The organism is Kitasatospora sp. NPDC024654 (genome assembly GCF_055559155.1).
This window is the reverse complement of record NZ_JBVHLF010000017.1, coordinates 113,097-128,598: the sequence shown is the minus strand read 5'-3', so window position 1 is coordinate 128,598 and position 15,502 is coordinate 113,097. Positions and strand designations below refer to the sequence as shown.

General features: G+C 74.2%; 13 protein-coding genes and 1 pseudogene. 9 read left to right on the top strand and 5 right to left on the bottom strand.

Annotated features, from left to right (window positions below; all coding sequences use genetic code 11):
- Positions 1-253 precede the first annotated feature (253 nt).
- From ACZ38L_RS13550 to ACZ38L_RS13530, 5 genes are all read left to right on the top strand, one after another.
- A complete protein-coding gene (locus ACZ38L_RS13550; RefSeq protein ID WP_465692355.1) occupies positions 254-2,068 on the top strand; it encodes a hypothetical protein in 1,815 nt (604 codons plus the stop codon).
- Entirely contained in the window at positions 2,065-2,751 is a 687-nt protein-coding gene (locus tag ACZ38L_RS13545) for a hypothetical protein (RefSeq protein ID WP_465692344.1), read from the top strand. Before ACZ38L_RS13550 ends, ACZ38L_RS13545 begins: the two co-directional genes overlap by 4 nt.
- 152 nt (positions 2,752-2,903) lie before the next feature.
- Positions 2,904-4,280 (top strand): glucose-6-phosphate dehydrogenase, encoded by a 1,377-nt coding sequence (zwf, locus tag ACZ38L_RS13540; RefSeq protein WP_465692342.1) that lies wholly within the window; start codon positions 2,904-2,906, stop codon positions 4,278-4,280.
- A 28-nt stretch (positions 4,281-4,308) separates the two neighbouring features.
- Complete coding sequence (locus ACZ38L_RS13535) at positions 4,309-6,486, top strand: FUSC family protein (RefSeq protein ID WP_465692340.1); 2,178 nt, start codon at positions 4,309-4,311, stop codon at positions 6,484-6,486.
- A gap of 21 nt (positions 6,487-6,507) precedes the next feature.
- A complete protein-coding gene (locus ACZ38L_RS13530) occupies positions 6,508-8,301 on the top strand; it encodes a glycoside hydrolase family 15 protein (protein WP_465692339.1) in 1,794 nt (597 codons plus the stop codon).
- Between the two features lie 3 nt (positions 8,302-8,304).
- Here ACZ38L_RS13530 and ACZ38L_RS13525 read toward each other — a convergent pair whose 3' ends face one another.
- Both ACZ38L_RS13525 and ACZ38L_RS13520 read right to left on the bottom strand, forming a co-directional pair.
- On the bottom strand, positions 8,305-9,084 hold the full coding sequence (locus ACZ38L_RS13525) for a crotonase/enoyl-CoA hydratase family protein (protein WP_465692337.1): 780 nt from the start codon (positions 9,082-9,084) through the stop codon (positions 8,305-8,307).
- A gap of 62 nt (positions 9,085-9,146) precedes the next feature.
- Positions 9,147-11,261: a phosphocholine-specific phospholipase C gene (locus ACZ38L_RS13520; protein ID WP_465692335.1), complete on the bottom strand. Its 2,115-nt coding sequence runs from the start codon at positions 11,259-11,261 to the stop codon at positions 9,147-9,149.
- Between the two features lie 399 nt (positions 11,262-11,660).
- On the opposite strand from ACZ38L_RS13520, the gene ACZ38L_RS13515 reads away from it, so the two are divergent.
- Complete coding sequence (locus tag ACZ38L_RS13515) at positions 11,661-12,164, top strand: hypothetical protein (protein WP_396565454.1); 504 nt, start codon at positions 11,661-11,663, stop codon at positions 12,162-12,164.
- 206 nt (positions 12,165-12,370) lie between these two features.
- Here ACZ38L_RS13515 and ACZ38L_RS13510 read toward each other — a convergent pair.
- Positions 12,371-12,769: pseudogene (locus ACZ38L_RS13510) on the bottom strand (SCO6745 family protein); the annotation flags it as partial.
- On the opposite strand from ACZ38L_RS13510, the gene ACZ38L_RS13505 reads away from it, so the two are divergent.
- Positions 12,675-13,016, top strand: a complete 342-nt coding sequence (locus ACZ38L_RS13505) for an Lrp/AsnC ligand binding domain-containing protein (RefSeq protein ID WP_465692333.1) — start codon at positions 12,675-12,677, stop codon at positions 13,014-13,016. The pseudogene ACZ38L_RS13510 and the gene ACZ38L_RS13505 sit on opposite strands and share 95 nt — an antisense overlap.
- A 79-nt stretch (positions 13,017-13,095) precedes the next feature.
- Here the strand turns inward: ACZ38L_RS13505 and ACZ38L_RS13500 are convergent, their stop codons facing one another.
- Positions 13,096-14,106 carry an alcohol dehydrogenase catalytic domain-containing protein gene (locus ACZ38L_RS13500; RefSeq protein WP_465692331.1) on the bottom strand — a complete coding sequence of 337 codons (1,011 nt, stop codon included), beginning with the start codon at positions 14,104-14,106 and terminating at the stop codon, positions 13,096-13,098.
- Positions 14,107-14,155: 49 nt separating this feature from the next.
- Positions 14,156-14,452 carry an SDR family NAD(P)-dependent oxidoreductase gene (locus ACZ38L_RS13495; protein ID WP_465692329.1) on the bottom strand — a complete coding sequence of 99 codons (297 nt, stop codon included), beginning with the start codon at positions 14,450-14,452 and terminating at the stop codon, positions 14,156-14,158.
- A 310-nt stretch (positions 14,453-14,762) separates the two neighbouring features.
- Between ACZ38L_RS13495 and ACZ38L_RS13490 the strand changes: the two genes are divergently transcribed.
- On the top strand, positions 14,763-15,134 hold the full coding sequence (locus ACZ38L_RS13490; RefSeq protein WP_396565446.1) for a hypothetical protein: 372 nt from the start codon (positions 14,763-14,765) through the stop codon (positions 15,132-15,134).
- A complete protein-coding gene (locus tag ACZ38L_RS13485) occupies positions 15,134-15,499 on the top strand; it encodes an ArsR/SmtB family transcription factor (RefSeq protein WP_465692327.1) in 366 nt (121 codons plus the stop codon). Before ACZ38L_RS13490 ends, ACZ38L_RS13485 begins: the two co-directional genes overlap by 1 nt.
- Positions 15,500-15,502 lie beyond the last annotated feature (3 nt).

Here is a 15,502-nt window from a genome sequence, read left to right as displayed (position 1 = left end):
CCCCCCCCCCCCCCCCCCCCCCCCCCCCCCCCCCCCCCCCCCCCCCCCCCCCCCCCCCCCCCCCCCCCCCCCCCCCCCCCCCCCCCCCCCCCGCGACCTGCCACCCGGCGCCGACGCCCCGACCGAACGACCCTGGGGGACAAGGACCTTGACGCAGCAGGCCGGCACAGCGGCCGTCGACGACCCGGCCGCCGGTGCGCTGGTCCCCGGCCCCGGGGGCTTCGCCACCTCCTACCAGCAGACCCTGTCCGTCATGAACCACCCGGTGCCCCGGCTCAGTTCGGGCCTGCGACTGCACGGTGAGTACCAGGGCTCCGGCTTCACCGAGCCCCGGTACATCGCCCGCCGGGGCGACGGCCAGGTGATGCAACTCTCCTTGCTGCTGCATCTGGTGGCCGGCGCGATCGACGGCCGGCGGAGCACCGAGGACATCGCGCACCGGGTCAGCGGGATGTACGGGCGGGAGCTGAGCGAGGAGAACGTCCGCTACCTGATCGAGCGGAAGCTCGAAGTGCTGGGCGTCACCGTGCCGTTCGGGCAGCCGGACGACCTCGTCCCGGACGCCCCGCGGTCCGACCTGCTGCTCAGCCTCAAGGGCCACCGGGTGCTGTTCGACGAGCGCCGGGTGGCCCGGATCGCCCGCGCGCTCAGCTGGCTGCACTGGCCCCCGGTGGTCGCCGTGGTGCTGCTCGCGGCGGTCGCGATGGACGTCTGGCTGTTCGGGTACTTCGGCGCGATGACCCCGGTGCTGGAAGTACTCGACCAACCCGTGCTGCTGCTGGCGGTGTTCGGCCTCACCGTCGCCTCCCTGGTGTTCCACGAGTTCGGCCACGCCTCGGCCTGCCGGTACGGCGGCGCGCACCCCGGGTGCATCGGCTGCGGGGTCTTCCTGATCTGGCCCTCGCTCTACACCGACGTCACCGACGTCTACCGGATCGGCCGGGCCGGACGGATCCGCACCGACCTCGGCGGGGTCTACTTCAACGTCGTCTTCATGCTCGGCATGGCCGGCTGCTACTTCGCCACCGGGCAGCCGTTCTTCCTCAGCGCGGTCTACCTCGGCCACTTCGAGGTGCTGGAGCAGCTGATGCCGGCCGTCCGGCTGGACGGGTACTACATCGTCGGCGACCTGGCCGGGGTGCCCGACCTCTTCGGGCGGATCAAGCCGATCCTGCTCAGCATGGTCCCCGGCCGGCCGGTGCCGGCCGAGGCGGCCGGCCTCAAGCGATCGGCCCGGGTGATCGTCACCGTCTGGGTGCTGACCATGGTCCCGCTGCTGGTGGGCGATCTTGGCTACGCGCTCTGGAACCTGCCGCGGATCCTGACCACCACCCTGCACTCGCTGGTCGCGCAGCTCACCGGCACCTGGTCGGCCTTCGCCGCCGGGCAGCTCGCCGCCGGGCTGGTCGGGGTGCTGGGCAGCCTGATGCTGGTCTGCCCGCTCGCCGGGGTCGGGTACCTGTCGGTCCGGCTCGGCGGACGCCTGGTCCGCGCCGCCGCGCGGACCACGCAGGACGACCGCCGGCTGCGGATCGGCCTCGGACTGCTGGCCGCCGCCGGCGTCGTGGGCCTGGGCCTCGCCTGGGCCGGCGGGATCACGCCCAGGCCGCTGCCGGCGCAGCCGCCGATCGTGCCGGCACTGCAACCCGGGGTGCCGCAGGTCCGGCCCGTGGTGCGGGTGCCGCACGTGGGCCGGGTGCACGAGCACGCCAGGCCCCTCCCGGCGCGGTCCGCCTCCGCGACACCGCGCGTCAACGGGCCTGCCACGCCCGGCACGGGAGCCCCGGCCGGCGGCCAGACGCCAGCCGCGCAGGTCGCGGCGCCGCCCGCCCCCGCTCCCATCCCCGCGCAGAGTGCCGCGGCGACCGCCGCCTCCCAGCAGCCCTCGCGGTCGGCGCCACCCAGCCGGACGCCGTCCGCTGCGGCCAGCCCGTCGCCCGTGCCGACCCCGAGCACGGTGACCCCGCCCGCCACCTCGTCGCCGGTCGTCGGGCCGAGCCCCTCCCCCACGCCCGGCACGCCCACCGCAGGACCAACCACCGCAGCACAGCCCAAGGAGATCTCGTGAACCACCAGCAGCACCGCAAGCCGCGTCGCGGCCGCCTCACCCCGGCCGGCCGGGCCGTCCGGGTCGGCCTGTTGGCCACCATCGGCTTCACCGGCGTGGCCACCGCGCTCCCGGCCCAGGCCGCCACCGGCGTGGCCGTGGCCGACGACTCGGCGCACACGCTGGCGAGCCCGGCCCAACCCGACCGGTTCCAGGACTCGTTCACCGTCCACCAGTACGGGACGCTGCTCGCCGCCAGCGCCACCAACCAGGCCGACGCGTTCGCCGCCGGCTGCTCGGCCGCCGCGCCCTGCCGCTCGGTGGCGCTGTCGTTCCAGATCGTCACCATGGCCGGGGAGAACGTGCACCTCAACGCGGTCAACCTGAGCAAGGCCGAGAACGAGCACTGCGCCGGGTGCCAAACCCTGGCCGGGGCCTACCAGTTCATCATCTCCACGCCCGAGCCGTTCCGCCTGTCGACTGCCGACATGCGGCAACTTGATGACATTCACGACCAGTTGAACGCGCTGAGCCGCTCCGACGAGTCCACCACGGCGGTGCAGAACCAGGCGGACGCGTTGGCCGCGCAGGTGCTGGCCGTGCTCAACGCGGCCGCGGCGAACGCCCCGAGCGGTGGCGGAGGCGCCGCCGCCGCACGGACCCCGCGGCCGGCGGTGAGCATGCATCGGATGTTCACCCTCTGACCCGCGGCGTGGGTGGCCCCGGAGCCGACACCACCGCCGCTCCGGGGCGCCAGGCTGCACGGTGTGCGGGGTCAACCGACAATGGGACCCGGGAGGTCGACCGGCGCCGTGACGCGGACAGCGGGCGCACAAGGGGACACAAGGAGTCAGCGATGGCGACGACAACCGTGGACTGCCTGGTCATCTTCGGCGCGACCGGCGACCTGGCCAAACTGGAGACCTTCCCGGCCCTGGTGGGCCTGGTCGAGCGCGGCGTACTGGGCGTCCCAGTGCTGGGCGTGGCCAAGAACGGCTGGAGCCTGCCGGAGTTCCGTGACTACGCGACCGCCTCGCTGCGGCTCAACAACATGGACCCCACCACCCCGGCCGCCGAGAAGCTGCTCGGTCTGCTCCGCTACGTGGACGGCGACCTCACCGAGCCCGCCACCTACCAGGCCCTGGCGGACGCGATGGGTGACGCGGCGAATCCGCTCTACTACCTGGAGGTGCCACCGGTGCTGTTCGGCCGGATCGCCCAGGGCATCGCGGGAGCCGGCCGGGCCGGCGGCGCCCGGGTGATGGTGGAGAAGCCGTTCGGCACCGACCTGGACAGCGCCCGCGAGCTCAACGCCACCATCCAGCAGGTCTTCCCGGAGGACGCGGTCTTCCGGGTGGACCACTGGCTGGGGCTGGAGCCGATCCAGAACCTGCTCTTCGCCCGGTTCGCCAACACCGTGCTGGAACCGTTGCTGAACCGGACCTTCGTGGACAGCGTGCAGATCACCATGGCCGAGGACTTCGACGTCGCCGACCGCGGCCGCTTCTACGACCGCACCGGCGCCATCCGCGACGTGCTGCAGAACCACCTGCTGCAGATCCTGGCCAGCGTGCTGGCCGACCCGCCGGACGGCGCTGGCCTGGCGCACTGGCCGCAGGTCAAGGACCGGGTGATCGGGGCACTCCGTCCGCTGACCGTGCGCGACGCCGTGCGCGGCCAGTACCACGGCTACCACGAGGTCCCCGGGGTGAGCCCGGCCTCCACCGTGGAGACCTACGTCGCGGTCCGGCTGGAGCTCGACTCCTGGCGCTGGGGCGGCGTACCGGTGCTGATCCGGGCCGGCAAGTGCCTGCCGGTGACCGCCACCGAGATCCACCTCACCTTCCGCCGCCCGCCGCACGACGTCTTCGGCCTGCGCGACACCAGCATGCTGAACGCGCTGCGGATCCGGGTCCGGCCGGACACCGAGCTGGGCCTGACCCTGGTGGGCAAGCAGGCCGGCGACACCAACCGCCCGCGGCAGGAGGAGCTGGTCTTCGCCCAGCAACCCGGCTCCGACATGCGCCCGTACGACCGGCTGATCGGCGCGGCGCTGGAGGGCGACCGCTGGCTCTTCGCCGACCAGCAGACGGTGGAGGACGCCTGGCGGGTGGTGGACCCGGTGCTGGACGACACCGTCCCCGTTCACCCGTATCCACGCGGCAGTTGGGGACCGGCCGAGGCGGACGTGCTGCTGCCGCCGGGCATCCGCTGGCACGATCCGGCGGCCTGAGGCCGCGGTGCCCGGGTCCCGCCGGCGCATGCCCCCCGGGCCCGTCCGGCGGCTCGCGTCCACCACCCCCGACGTCCGGGCCGCGGCCGCGCGCCGCGCGGTGCGGGTCAGCACGGCCGCGGCCGCCGGCTTCTACTCCTGCCGCTACGGCCTGAACCAGCCGGTCACCGCGATCTACGCGCTGTTCGGCGCGCTGGCCCTCGGGACGCTCTCGCAGATCTGCGGCTCCGGCCGGCAGCGGGCCGCGACCACGGCGGCCGCGCTGCCGGTGGGCTGGCTGCTGATCGCCATCGGCACCGCGGCGGCGGCGCACACCTGGACGGCGGCGCTCGGGATGCTGCTGGTGGGCTTCCCGCTGACCCTGGCGTCGATCGCCGGCCCCCGCCCGGCCAGCGCCGCGCCCGGGCTCCAACTGCTCTACATCCTGCCGTCGTTCCCGCCGTACGCGCCGCAGCAGTTGGCCGCCCGCCTGACCGGGGTGACGATCGGCGTGCTGGCGCTGGCCGCGGTCGAGCTGCTGCTGCTGCCCGTCCCAGCCGGCCCGAGCTACCGCACGCTGCTCGCTGACGCCGTCACCGACGCCGGACGGCTCGCCACCCGGCTACGCCGGCCGGCCGAGCTCGACGAGAACGACCGGGCCGCACTCGACCCCGCCGACGAGCGGCTGCGCCCTTCCCACCTGCCGCCCGCCGAGCGGCCCGCCAGCCCCAGCCGGACCGATCGCGCGCTCGCCCAGGCCGGCGCCGCCGTCCGGGTGCTGCTCGGTCAGCTGCACGCGCTGGCCCGCACCCCGGAGGCGCCCGCGGACGACCCCCCGTCGGCCGCCATGCTGGCCCGGATCGCCGAGGCCTGCGCCTGCACCGCGGCCGCCCTGCGCGGCGGCCCGGCACCGCCCGCCACCGCGATGGACGAGGCGCTCCGCGCCTTCCAGGCCGAGCGGATCGAGCGGGCCCAGGCTGGCAGCCCGGATCGGGCCACCGTGCCGGTGCTGCGCCGGCAGGCCCGGGTGCTGGCGGCCGCCGAGCCCGCGCTGACCCTGAAGTCGGCGGTCCGGGTGGCGGTGGACGGCCGCCGGGCCTGGCCGCTGCACCCGGTGGCGCTGTTCTGGTACGCCCGGGCCCGCACCCCCACGCTCTGGTGGTACCGGATCCGCGACCACCTCACCCCGCACTCGGTGTACTTCCAGAACGCCGTGCGCACCACCGTGGGCCTGGCCGCCGCCCGGCTGGCGGCCGGCGTGCTCGACCTCCAGCACGGCTTCTGGGTGCTCCTCGCGGTGCTGACGCTGACCCGCACCACCGCGCTGAGCACCTGGCGGTCGGTGCGCCAGGCGCTGCTGGGCTCCCTGGTCGGCGCGCTGGCCTCGGCCGCCCTGCTGCTGATCGCGGGCCAGCACGCCGAGGCGTACGCGGTCGTCCTGGTCCCGCTGATGCTGGTGGCGTTCACCCTGGGCCCGCTGCTCGGGGTGGCCTGGGGACAGGCCCTGTTCACCCTGGTGGTCGCCACCGCCTTCGCCCAACTGGCGCCGACGACCTGGCAGCTGGCCCGGACCAGGCTGCTGGACGTGGCCACCGGCAGCGTGATCGGGCTGACCTGCGGGCTGCTGGCCTGGCCGCGCGGTGCCCGGGGCGAGCTGCGGCGGAACACGGCGGCCCTGGTCCGGGCCGGCAAGCCGGTGATCGAGCAGACCGCGGCCGCCCTGCTGGGCCCGACGCCCGCCCCGGAGCCGAGCGCGATCCGGCCGGCCCGGCGCGCCCTCCGGCTGGCCGAGTCCTCCTACGCGCAGTACCAGGGCGAGCTGGGCGCACCGCGCGCCTCATCCGTCGACTGGCAGGCCGCGCTGATCGCCGCCTCCCGGATCCTGCAGGGCGCGGACGAGCTCCTGGACGGCCACTGCGACTCACCGCGCCCGCGCGACCCGGCCGGCTTCGCGCGGGCCCGGGCGGCCGCGGCCGCGGTGGCGGCGGGCTGTGACCGGCTGGCCGACCTGCTGGCCGACGGCCGGGACGGGGCCGCCCCGGTCCCGCGGGTCCGGGTGGTCCCGTCGGACGGCCCGAGCCCGGCGGACGCCCCGGCGCTGCCACTGCTGGTCGACCTGGAACGGTGGCTCGGCACCGTGGCCGCCCTGCTGGACCGGGTGCTCCCCGAGCCCGCCGCGACCGGCGCGGATGGCGGCCCCCCCGGTCGCCCGCCTACCGTGAGATGAGCTGCACGGAGGTGGCTCCCCATGCCCGGACGGATCGAGGACTACGCCCTGGTCGGCGACCTGCGGACGGCGGCCCTGGTGGGCCGGGACGGCTCGGTGGACTGGCTCTGCGCCCCGCGCTTCGACTCCCCCGCCTTCCTGGCCGCGCTACTCGGCACCGAGCAGAACGGGCACTGGCGGATCGCCCCGCAGGACGCGGGCCCGTGCACCCGGCGCGGCTACCTGGACGACACGCTGATCCTGGAGAGCGTCTGGGAGGAGCCCTCCGGCACCCTGCGGCTGACCGACTTCATGCCACTGCCCGGTGACGGCACCGGTCCGCACCTGGTCCGGATCGCCAGCTGCACGACCGGTTCGGTGCGGCTGCGCAGCGAACTGCGGCTGCGCTTCGGCTACGGGCGGTTCGTGCCCTGGGTGCGCCGGGTCGCCGGGGCGCGGGTCGCGGTCGCCGGTCCGGACTCGGTCTGGCTGCGCTCGGACACCGAGCAGCGCGGCGAACACCTCACCACCCGCGCCGACACCGTGCTGGAAGCCGGCGACAGCGCCACCTTCGTGCTCAGCTGGCAACCCTCGCACCTGCCCGGGCCGCCCGCCCCGGACGCCGCCCAGGCGCTCGGGCGGACCCGGGCGTTCTGGGCCGACTGGATCGCCGCCTGCGGCTACCAGGGCCCGTACCGGGAGGCCGTGGTCCGCTCGCTGCTCACCCTGAAGGCCCTCAGCTACGCCCCCACCGGCGGGATCGTCGCCGCGGCCACCAGCTCGCTGCCCGAGGACCTCGGCGGTGAGCGCAACTGGGACTACCGGTTCTGCTGGCTGCGCGACGCCACCCTCACCCTCTCCTCACTGCTGCGCGGCGGGCTGGTCCGGGAGGCGGAGTCCTGGCGGCAGTGGCTGGAACGGGCGGTGGCCGGCAGCCCGGAGGACCTGCGGATCATGTACGGGGTCGCGGGCGAGCGCTGGCTACCGGAGACCGAACTGGACTGGCTGCCCGGATACGGCAACTCGCGGCCGGTCCGGGCCGGCAACGCGGCCGCCGACCAGCTCCAACTGGACGTCTACGGCGAGGTGATGGACGCCCTGCACCTGGCCCGGACGGCCGGGCTGCCGCCGCTGGCGCACGCCTGGGACATCCAGCGCGTGCTGATGGAGTTCCTGGCGAACACCTGGCGGCAGCCGGACGACGGGCTGTGGGAGATCCGCGGGCCGCGCCGGCACTTCGTGCACTCCAAGGTGATGGCCTGGGTGGCGGTCGACCGGGCGGTCCAGGACGCCGAGCGGTTCGACCTGCCCGGCCCGGTGGACCGTTGGCGGACGATCCGGGAGGAGATCCACCGGGAGGTCTGCACCCGGGGCTTCGATCCGGGCCGGGGCACCTTCACCCAGTACTACGGCTCGCGGGAGCTGGACGCGGCACTGCTGCTGATCCCGAAGGTCGGGTTCCTGCCGCCGGACGACCCCCGGGTGGCCGGCACGGTGGACGCGGTCCGCGCCGAGCTCGACCAGCAGGGCTTCGTCCGCCGCTACACCACCGGCGCCGATCCGGAGACCGCCGTGGACGGCCTGTCCGGCACCGAAGGCGCCTTCGTGGCCTGCTCGTTCTGGCTCGCCGACGCGCTCGCCGGGCTCGGCCGCGAGGAACAGGCCCGGGAGCTGTTCGAGCGGCTGCTGACCGTCCGCAACGACGTGGGGCTGCTCTCGGAGGAGTGGGACCCCCAGGCCAACCGCCAACTCGGCAACTTCCCGCAGGCGTTCAGCCACATCGGGCTGCTGGACACCGCACTGGGGCTGTCCGGCCGGCGGCATCCGCTCTCCTGACGGTCAGTCAGCGTCCTGGAAGGAACCGTGCCGTCCGGCGCCGGCGGCGAACCGGGCCGCCCCGGCCGCGGTGTCGGCGGCGAGCGAGAGCTGCCCGCGCCGCCACTCGTTGGCCAACGCGACCGGCTCGGACAGGCTGTGCTGTTCGAGCAGCGAGCGGCGGTCCTGGCGCAGGCAAGTCTGCGGGAACCGGGCCAGCTCGGCGGCCAACTCCTCAGCCGCCGCCCGCTCCTGGCCCACCGGGACGACCCGGTTGGCCAGCCCGATCCGGTGCGCCTCGGCGGCGTCCACCGGGCGGCCGGTGAGGATCAGGTCCATCGCCCGGCTCTCCCCGATCAGCCGGGGCAACCGGACCGTGCCGCCGTCGATCAGCGGCACGCCCCAGCGGCGGCAGAACACCCCGAAGACGGCGTCCTCGGCAGCCACCCGCAGATCGCACCAGAGCGCCAACTCCAGCCCCCCGGCGACCGCGTGGCCGGCGATCGCCGCGATCACCGGCTTGCCCAGCCGCAGCCGGGTGGGGCCCATCGGGCCCGGTCCGTCGGCGGAGAGCCGGTTGCCGCGCTCGGTGCCGACCGCCTTCAGGTCGGCACCGGCGCAGAACGTCCCGCCCTCGCCCCAGAGCACCGCGACCGCGGCCGAGTCGTCCGCCTCGAACTCCTCGAAGGCCGCCAGCAGCGCGGCGGCGGTCGGCCCGTCCACGGCGTTGCGGGCCGCCGGGCGGGACAGGATCACGGTACGGACCGCTCCCCGCTGCTCGGCCCTGACCGGATCGGTGCTCATCGGGCTTCTCCTCTCGGTTGGTTGACCGCGACCGGAATCGGTCCGGCCCGTCAACGGGCTGATCAGCCGGTGACGCTCGGCGCGCCGGTCTCGAGGTGGCCGGTGAACCGGCGCGACCAGCTGGCGTCGAGGTCCACGGTCGCCGTGAAGTCGTACCACCCGTTGGTGTAGGCGACCGCGTTGAAGTAGTCCGACACGCTGCCACCGGCCGGCACCTGGTAGGTCCACGGGCCGTCCGAGCGGTACTGGTTCGAGGTGATGGTGAAGGTCGCGGTGCGGCCGGAGCCGGCGGCGTTGGTCATGGTGAACCAGACCGCCTGCTGCCCGGTGTTCGGGGCCGCGGCGTAGGAGCTGGTGGTCTCGGCGTACTGACCGGCGTTGGTGGCGTTGCCGGTGACCCGGCGCAGGAACCGGTTGGGGCCGATCAGGGTGAGGTCGTAGGCGCCGTCGCCGTAGCCCGAGCCGATGTTGAAGAAGTCCTCGGCGGTGCCGTCGGCGCCGCTGGCCGGGTCGTACGCGGGCACCGTGTACTGCCACGGGCCGCCGCTGCGGTACTGGTTGGCGTAGATCGCGAAGTGCGCCGCGCTGGTGGCCTGTTCGCCCTCGTTGGACATCTTCATCCAGAGCAGGATCTTGCCGGCCGCGTCGAACTCCAGCCGGTCCACTGAGCCGTTCGGCTGGTAGGGCAGCGCGCGGGCCGGCTTCGTGCCGGGCTCCTGGCTCGGCATGCTGTTGTTGGTCGGGATCGGGTTGGGCAGCAGGGTGCAGTTGGACTGCCCGATCTGGTAGCTGGTGTCGGGCAGCGCGGGCAGCCCGTAGACCGGCGAGCCGAAGTCGAAGGCGCCGGTGAGGTCGCCGCAGACCTGACGGCGCCAGTCCGAGATGTTCGGGCAGATCGCCGGGGTGCCGAGCGCCGTCGTCCAGGTCTCCAGGAAGCGCAACACCGAGGTGTGGTCGGCCACCTGGGAGTCCACCCAGCCGCCGCGGGTCCACGGCGAGACGATGATCATCGGGACCCGGAAGCCCAGCCCGATCGGGGTGCCGTTCTGGATCGACTCCTCGGCGGTGCCGGCCGGGGCGACCGGCGGCGGCACGTGGTCGAAGAAGCCGTCGTTCTCGTCGTAGTTGAGGAACAGCACGGTGGAGTCGAAGACGTCCGGGTCGGCCGCGAGCGCCTGGATCACCAGGTTGACGAAGTGCGCGCCGTCCCCGGGCGGGGCGTCCGGGTGCTCGGAGTGCGCCTGGTCGGCCACCACCCAGGAGACCCGGGGCAGCGTGCCACCCAGTACGTCCGCCTTGATCGCGGCGGCGATGTCGTCCGGGGTCGAGCCGGTGACCGCGGGCACCGAGGCCATCCCGCGGTCGTGCAGCGGGGTGCCGGCCGGCGCGTTGGCGAACTGGGTGAAGTAGGCCAGGGCGTTGTCGCCGAAGTTGTCGTTGGCGTTCTGGTAGACCTTCCAGCTCACCCCGGCGTTCTGCAGCGCCTCGGCGTAGGTCTCCCAGCTCAGTCCGGACTCCGAGCCGCCGTCGTACGCCGGGCCGCCCTTGGTGCCGTCCGGGCCGATCATGCCGCTCCACAGGTAGGTGCGGTTGGGGCCGGTCGCGCTGATGATCGAGCAGTGGTACGCGTCGCAGATGGTGTAGGCGTCGGCCAACGCGTAGTGGAACGGGATGTCGCTCCGGTTCAGGAAGCCCATGGTGCGGTCGGAGAGCTTCGCCGATATCCAGCTGTCCATCTTGCCGTTGTTCCACGCCTTGTGCTGGGTGCTCCAGCCGTGGTCCAGCGACTGGTCGCACTGGGCGTACTTCTCCCCGGTGATGCCGAAGGCGGACGGAGTGGTGCTCAACTGCCAGGGGTACTGGTGGCCCCAGAGCAGCCCGGGCTGGTTGAAGACCGAGGTGCCGTTGCCGCCGATGGTGATCGCGCTGCGGTCCCCGAAGCCACGGACGCCCTTGAGCGAGCCGAAGTAGTGGTCGAAGCTGCGGTTCTCCTGCATCAGCACCACGACGTGGCGCACGTCGCGGATCGTCCCGGTGGCGCCCTCCGGGAGCGCGGCGGGGGTCGCGCCGGTGGCGGCGGAGGCCGGGACCGCCTCGCCCGGCAGGGCGTCCACGCCCAGCGCCGCGCCGACGGCGGCGGCGGAACCGAGGAAGGACCGACGGGAGACAGGAGACAACGCGACCTCCGAGGTCGTGGTGGGGGGACGTGCCAGCCGCACAGGCTGCCGCTGGTGGGCGACTGGCAGGCCCGGTCCCGGTGACCACGGGATGAACGCCGCGCGACGGCTACTGGATGGTAACCAGCTGTCCCGGGAATGCACTAGCTCCTCTGCGGCACCAGGTTCGGTGAGGGCCGGCCGGCCCTCGGTCGGCCCGGCCGCGCGGGGCCGCCACACCGCCGTCCGGACCCGCGCTGAGCCACCGTCCGACGGACGGCCCGTCACCCGTGCGCCGTCCGTCGGCATGCGCGCGAGCCGGGCCACCGGTTCCCTGGAGGTCGAGGCACGGAGTTCCGGGTGAACACCGCAGCGACCCACCAAGGTGTCGCGACCGCGCCTTCTGGAGGTTCGAAGACCATGCGTTCCACTCGTGCTCTGACCGGGGCCGCGCTGGCTGTCGCGGCCCTCGGGCTGGCCGTCCCCACCGCCCTGGCCGCGGACGCCGGGACGATCGCGGCAGCCCCCCGGCCGGTCGCCCCCGGCGACGACGTCAGCCTGAGCAGTTCCGCGTGCGGCGACAGCGGCTCGGCCGCCGTCGACGCGAGCAGCCTGGGCTCGGGCACGGTCGCGCTGATCTCCGAGGACCGGACCGGGCCGCGCGACGTGCGGGGCGGGCTGAAGATCCCCACCGGCACCCGGCCCGGCAGCTACTGGATCGGCGGCACCTGCGCGAGCGGGCGCGCGCTGACCGGGACGGTCGTGGTCACCGGGCCGGCGCCGGTGGGCTCGATGTGGGCCGGGCTGGACGACGACACGCTCGGCGGTGACACCACCCGGATGGCGGCGGGCGGCGCGCTGGTGGTAGCGGGCGCGCTGCTCGGCACCCGACTGCTCAGCCAGCGTCGGAGCGAGCAGCTCTGAAGCCGTGGCCGCGCGGCCGGCCCGGTGGTCAGCCGCCGCGACGGCCGCCGCGGGCCAGGAAGGCCCGCAGGCCGTCGGCGACCCCGTCGGTGGTGGCGGTCACGGGCTGGGCGGTCACGGCGGGGGGCTCCGATCGGGTTGGGCACCGGCACCACGCCGGTGTCGATGGGCTGACGGCTGATCGGCACGGCCAGCCGGATGGCCTCCTCCACGCCGCTGGCACCGAGCAGGGTGACCGGGTCGGCGGCCAGCCGGTCGGTGACGTGCTCGATCTCGCGGCGCAGCACCCCTCCGCCACGGGTCGGCCGGCCGTCCCGGTCCAGCAGGCCACGGGCGGTGAGCCGGCGTCGGGCCCGTTCCCACTCCTGCTCGGTCCAGCCGCGGCTGGTCCGCAGCGGCTCCCGGCCGAGCTGTCCGGTGGCGGCGTGGGTGACGGTGGCCTCCAGGCCGCTGAGGCCGGCGTGCACCACGGCGATCAGGTGCCCGTCGCCGCGGTGCTCGCGCAGCACGGTGGCGGCCAGCCAGAGCCGACCGAGCACGCCGGCCGGGCGGGGGACGGCGGACCAGGCGGCGGCCAGCGGCGAGGTGCGGCTGCGCGAGGGCAGCGACGGGCGCCGGTTCGAGGCGGGCCTGGCCGCCCTCCCGCGGATCACCGCGGCCGCGCACATCACCGGCGACTACGACCACCACCTGCGGATCGCCTGCACCGACACCGCCGAGCTGGGGGAGGTGGTGGAGGCCCTGAAGCGCGACCACGGCGTGCGCGAGTTGCGCAGCCGGATCGTGCTGCGCGAGGTCGAACTCGACCGCACCCGCTTCCTCGGCGAGTCCTACCAGCGGCGTCTCGGCTGAGCGCGGGAACGGGAACGCTCGCGGGCCGGCTCCCTCACCGGCCGACCCGCGAGCGTTCCCGTCGCCTCACGCCGTCACTTCACACCGTGAGCACGGCCCGGAACTGGGCCTTGCCCAGACCCTGGAAGGCCTCCTCCGCCTCCTCCAGCGGGCGGGTCTCGATCATCGGCCGGACCCCCTTGAGCGCCGCGAACGCCATCGCCTCCTCGCTGTCCTTGGCGTGGCCGCTGTACCAGCCGGCGATCTCGCGGCGGCCGAAGACCAGCAGGTCGGGCGAGACCGCCAGCGAGTTGTGGTCGGCGCCGATGACGACCAGCCGGCCGTTCGGCGCGAGCCCCTGGACCAGGTCGGCCTGGGCGGGGCTGTTGACGGCCGTGGAGATCACGGCGGCCGCGCCGCCGAGCCGGGCGAGGGCCTCGCCCGCGCTCCCCTCGGTGCTGTCGAGGTACTCGTCGGCCCCCAGTCGCCGGGCCACCGCCTCGCTCTCCGGCCCGAGGCCGATCGCGACGGTGCGAAAGCCCATCTTGTCGGCGAACTGCACGGCCAGGTGGCCGATCCCGCCGATCCCCTGGACGGCGACGGTGTCGCCCGGCCGAGCACCGCAGTGCCGCAGGGCGTTGAACGAGGTGACGCCCGCGCACATCATCGGGCCGGCCTCCTCGAAGGAGAACGCGTCGGGGATCCGGGCCAGGGTGTCCTGCGGCGCCACCAGGTACTCGGCGTAGCCGCCGTCGTAGTGCAGTCCGACGATCCGGCGTTCGGCGCAGTTGACGAAGTCGCCGGTGCGACAGGTGTCGCAGACGAAGCAACTGCCGCCGTGCCAGCCGACGCCGACCCGCTCACCGACCGCCCAGGCGCCGACCCCGGCACCGACGGCGTCCACGGTACCGGCGATCTCGTGCCCCGGCACCCGTGGCAACCGCACGCCCAACAGGCCCAGCCGGGTGAGGTTCTCGCCGCCGCAGATCCCGCAGGCGCGAACCCGCACCCGCACTTGCCCGGGGCCGGGTTCGGGCACCGGCAACCGGGTGACGGCGAACGGCGCCTTGGCCTCGACGACCTGGACAGCGCGCATGTCCGAAGCGTTCATCGGTCTTCCCTCCGGGCTGGGGGCTGGCTCAACTCGGGTTACCACACGGTCAGTTGCTGGAGCTGCCGGTCATCAGGACGTCTTCGCCGGCGAGGAACTCGGCCACGTCGGCGACATCCTCGGTGGTGGCCATCCGGCCGATCGGGACGGTCCCGACCGGGCTCTTCCCGTCCGGGCCGTCCTCGACTCCGGCCGCCTCGACCACGGCGACCGCCTCGTCGGTGGCCTCGTCCCGGGAGTGGTTGATGACGACGTCGGCGCCCCGCGCGGCCAGCCGCAGCACGATCGCCCTACCCAGCCCCTTGGAAGCTCCGGTCACCAGGGCGACCTTGCCTTCGAACGACATGGACCGAGCCCCTTTCGCTCAGGGAACCACCGGCGCACCGGGCCGCGCGATGGTGGGGAGGTCCCGACGGGACGTGCGCCGTCCTGGCACGTGCCGGCAGCCCGGGCCCTCGGCTACAGCATCCGGGCCACCCCGCGATCCGGCAACCCGACCCGGGCCATACGACTACAGCCGGTGCGCGCATCGACGGTGGATGCCAACCGCCCGGCGGGGCACGGGTCATGGGGCACGCTACACCCTCGAAGGCGTGAATTTCAGTTTTCTTCAATTCATCATCGAGACCGCCGCCCGGTTGCTTAGCGTAGGGGCCATGGCACACACGGACATTGCACTCAAGGAAGCGATGATGATCGAGGGCGCGATCGGCGTGGCCCTCGTGGACGTCGGCAGCGGCATGGCACTCGGCACGCTCGGCGGCAACAAGGAGTTCGACCTCGCGGTCGCCGCCGCCGGGAACACCGACCTGGTCCGAGCGAAACTGCGCACCATGGAGATGCTGGGCCTCACCGGCGGCATCGAGGACATCCTGGTGACGCTCACCGGCCAGTACCACCTGATCCGGCCACTGACCTCGCGCAGCGGCACCGGCCTCTTCCTCTACCTGGCCCTGGACCGCAAGCGGGCCAACCTGGCCATGGCCCGCCGCCAACTCCAGCTGGTCGAGGGCGAGCTGGAGGTCTGATGCCACCTCCGCTCTACCAGGTCAAGGCGGAGTTCTTCCGGATGCTGGGCCACCCGGTCCGGATCCGGGTACTGGAACTCCTGCAGAACGGCCCACTGCCGGTGCGCGACCTGCTCGCCGACATCGGGTGCGAGCCGTCGAACCTGTCGCAGCAACTCGCCGTCCTCAGACGGTCCGGCATCGTCACCTCCAGACGCGAGGGACCCACTGTGCTCTACGCGCTGGCCGGCGGGGACGTCGCCGACCTGCTGCGCTCGGCCCGCCGGATCCTGACCGTCCTGCTCACCGACCGGGAGGGGATCCTCGAGGAGCTGCGCCAGACGGACGACCCGACACTGGGCCTGGATCCGTTTCCGCACGGCTGACAC

What these genes read in the sequence shown, in the direction of transcription:
- ACZ38L_RS13550 (WP_465692355.1), top strand. Translation starts at nt 254, where the DNA reads ATGAACCACCCGGTGCCCCGGCTCAGTTCGGGCCTGCGACTGCACGGT.
- zwf (WP_465692342.1), top strand. Translation starts at nt 2,904, where the DNA reads ATGGCGACGACAACCGTGGACTGCCTGGTCATCTTCGGCGCGACCGGC.
- ACZ38L_RS13535 (WP_465692340.1), top strand. Translation starts at nt 4,309, where the DNA reads ATGCCCCCCGGGCCCGTCCGGCGGCTCGCGTCCACCACCCCCGACGTC.
- ACZ38L_RS13530 (WP_465692339.1), top strand. Translation starts at nt 6,508, where the DNA reads ATGCCCGGACGGATCGAGGACTACGCCCTGGTCGGCGACCTGCGGACG.
- ACZ38L_RS13525 (WP_465692337.1), bottom strand. Translation starts at nt 9,084, where the DNA reads ATGAGCACCGATCCGGTCAGGGCCGAGCAGCGGGGAGCGGTCCGTACC.
- ACZ38L_RS13515 (WP_396565454.1), top strand. Translation starts at nt 11,661, where the DNA reads ATGCGTTCCACTCGTGCTCTGACCGGGGCCGCGCTGGCTGTCGCGGCC.
- ACZ38L_RS13500 (WP_465692331.1), bottom strand. Translation starts at nt 14,106, where the DNA reads ATGAACGCTTCGGACATGCGCGCTGTCCAGGTCGTCGAGGCCAAGGCG.
- ACZ38L_RS13495 (WP_465692329.1), bottom strand. Translation starts at nt 14,452, where the DNA reads ATGTCGTTCGAAGGCAAGGTCGCCCTGGTGACCGGAGCTTCCAAGGGG.
- ACZ38L_RS13490 (WP_396565446.1), top strand. Translation starts at nt 14,763, where the DNA reads ATGGCACACACGGACATTGCACTCAAGGAAGCGATGATGATCGAGGGC.
- ACZ38L_RS13485 (WP_465692327.1), top strand. Translation starts at nt 15,134, where the DNA reads ATGCCACCTCCGCTCTACCAGGTCAAGGCGGAGTTCTTCCGGATGCTG.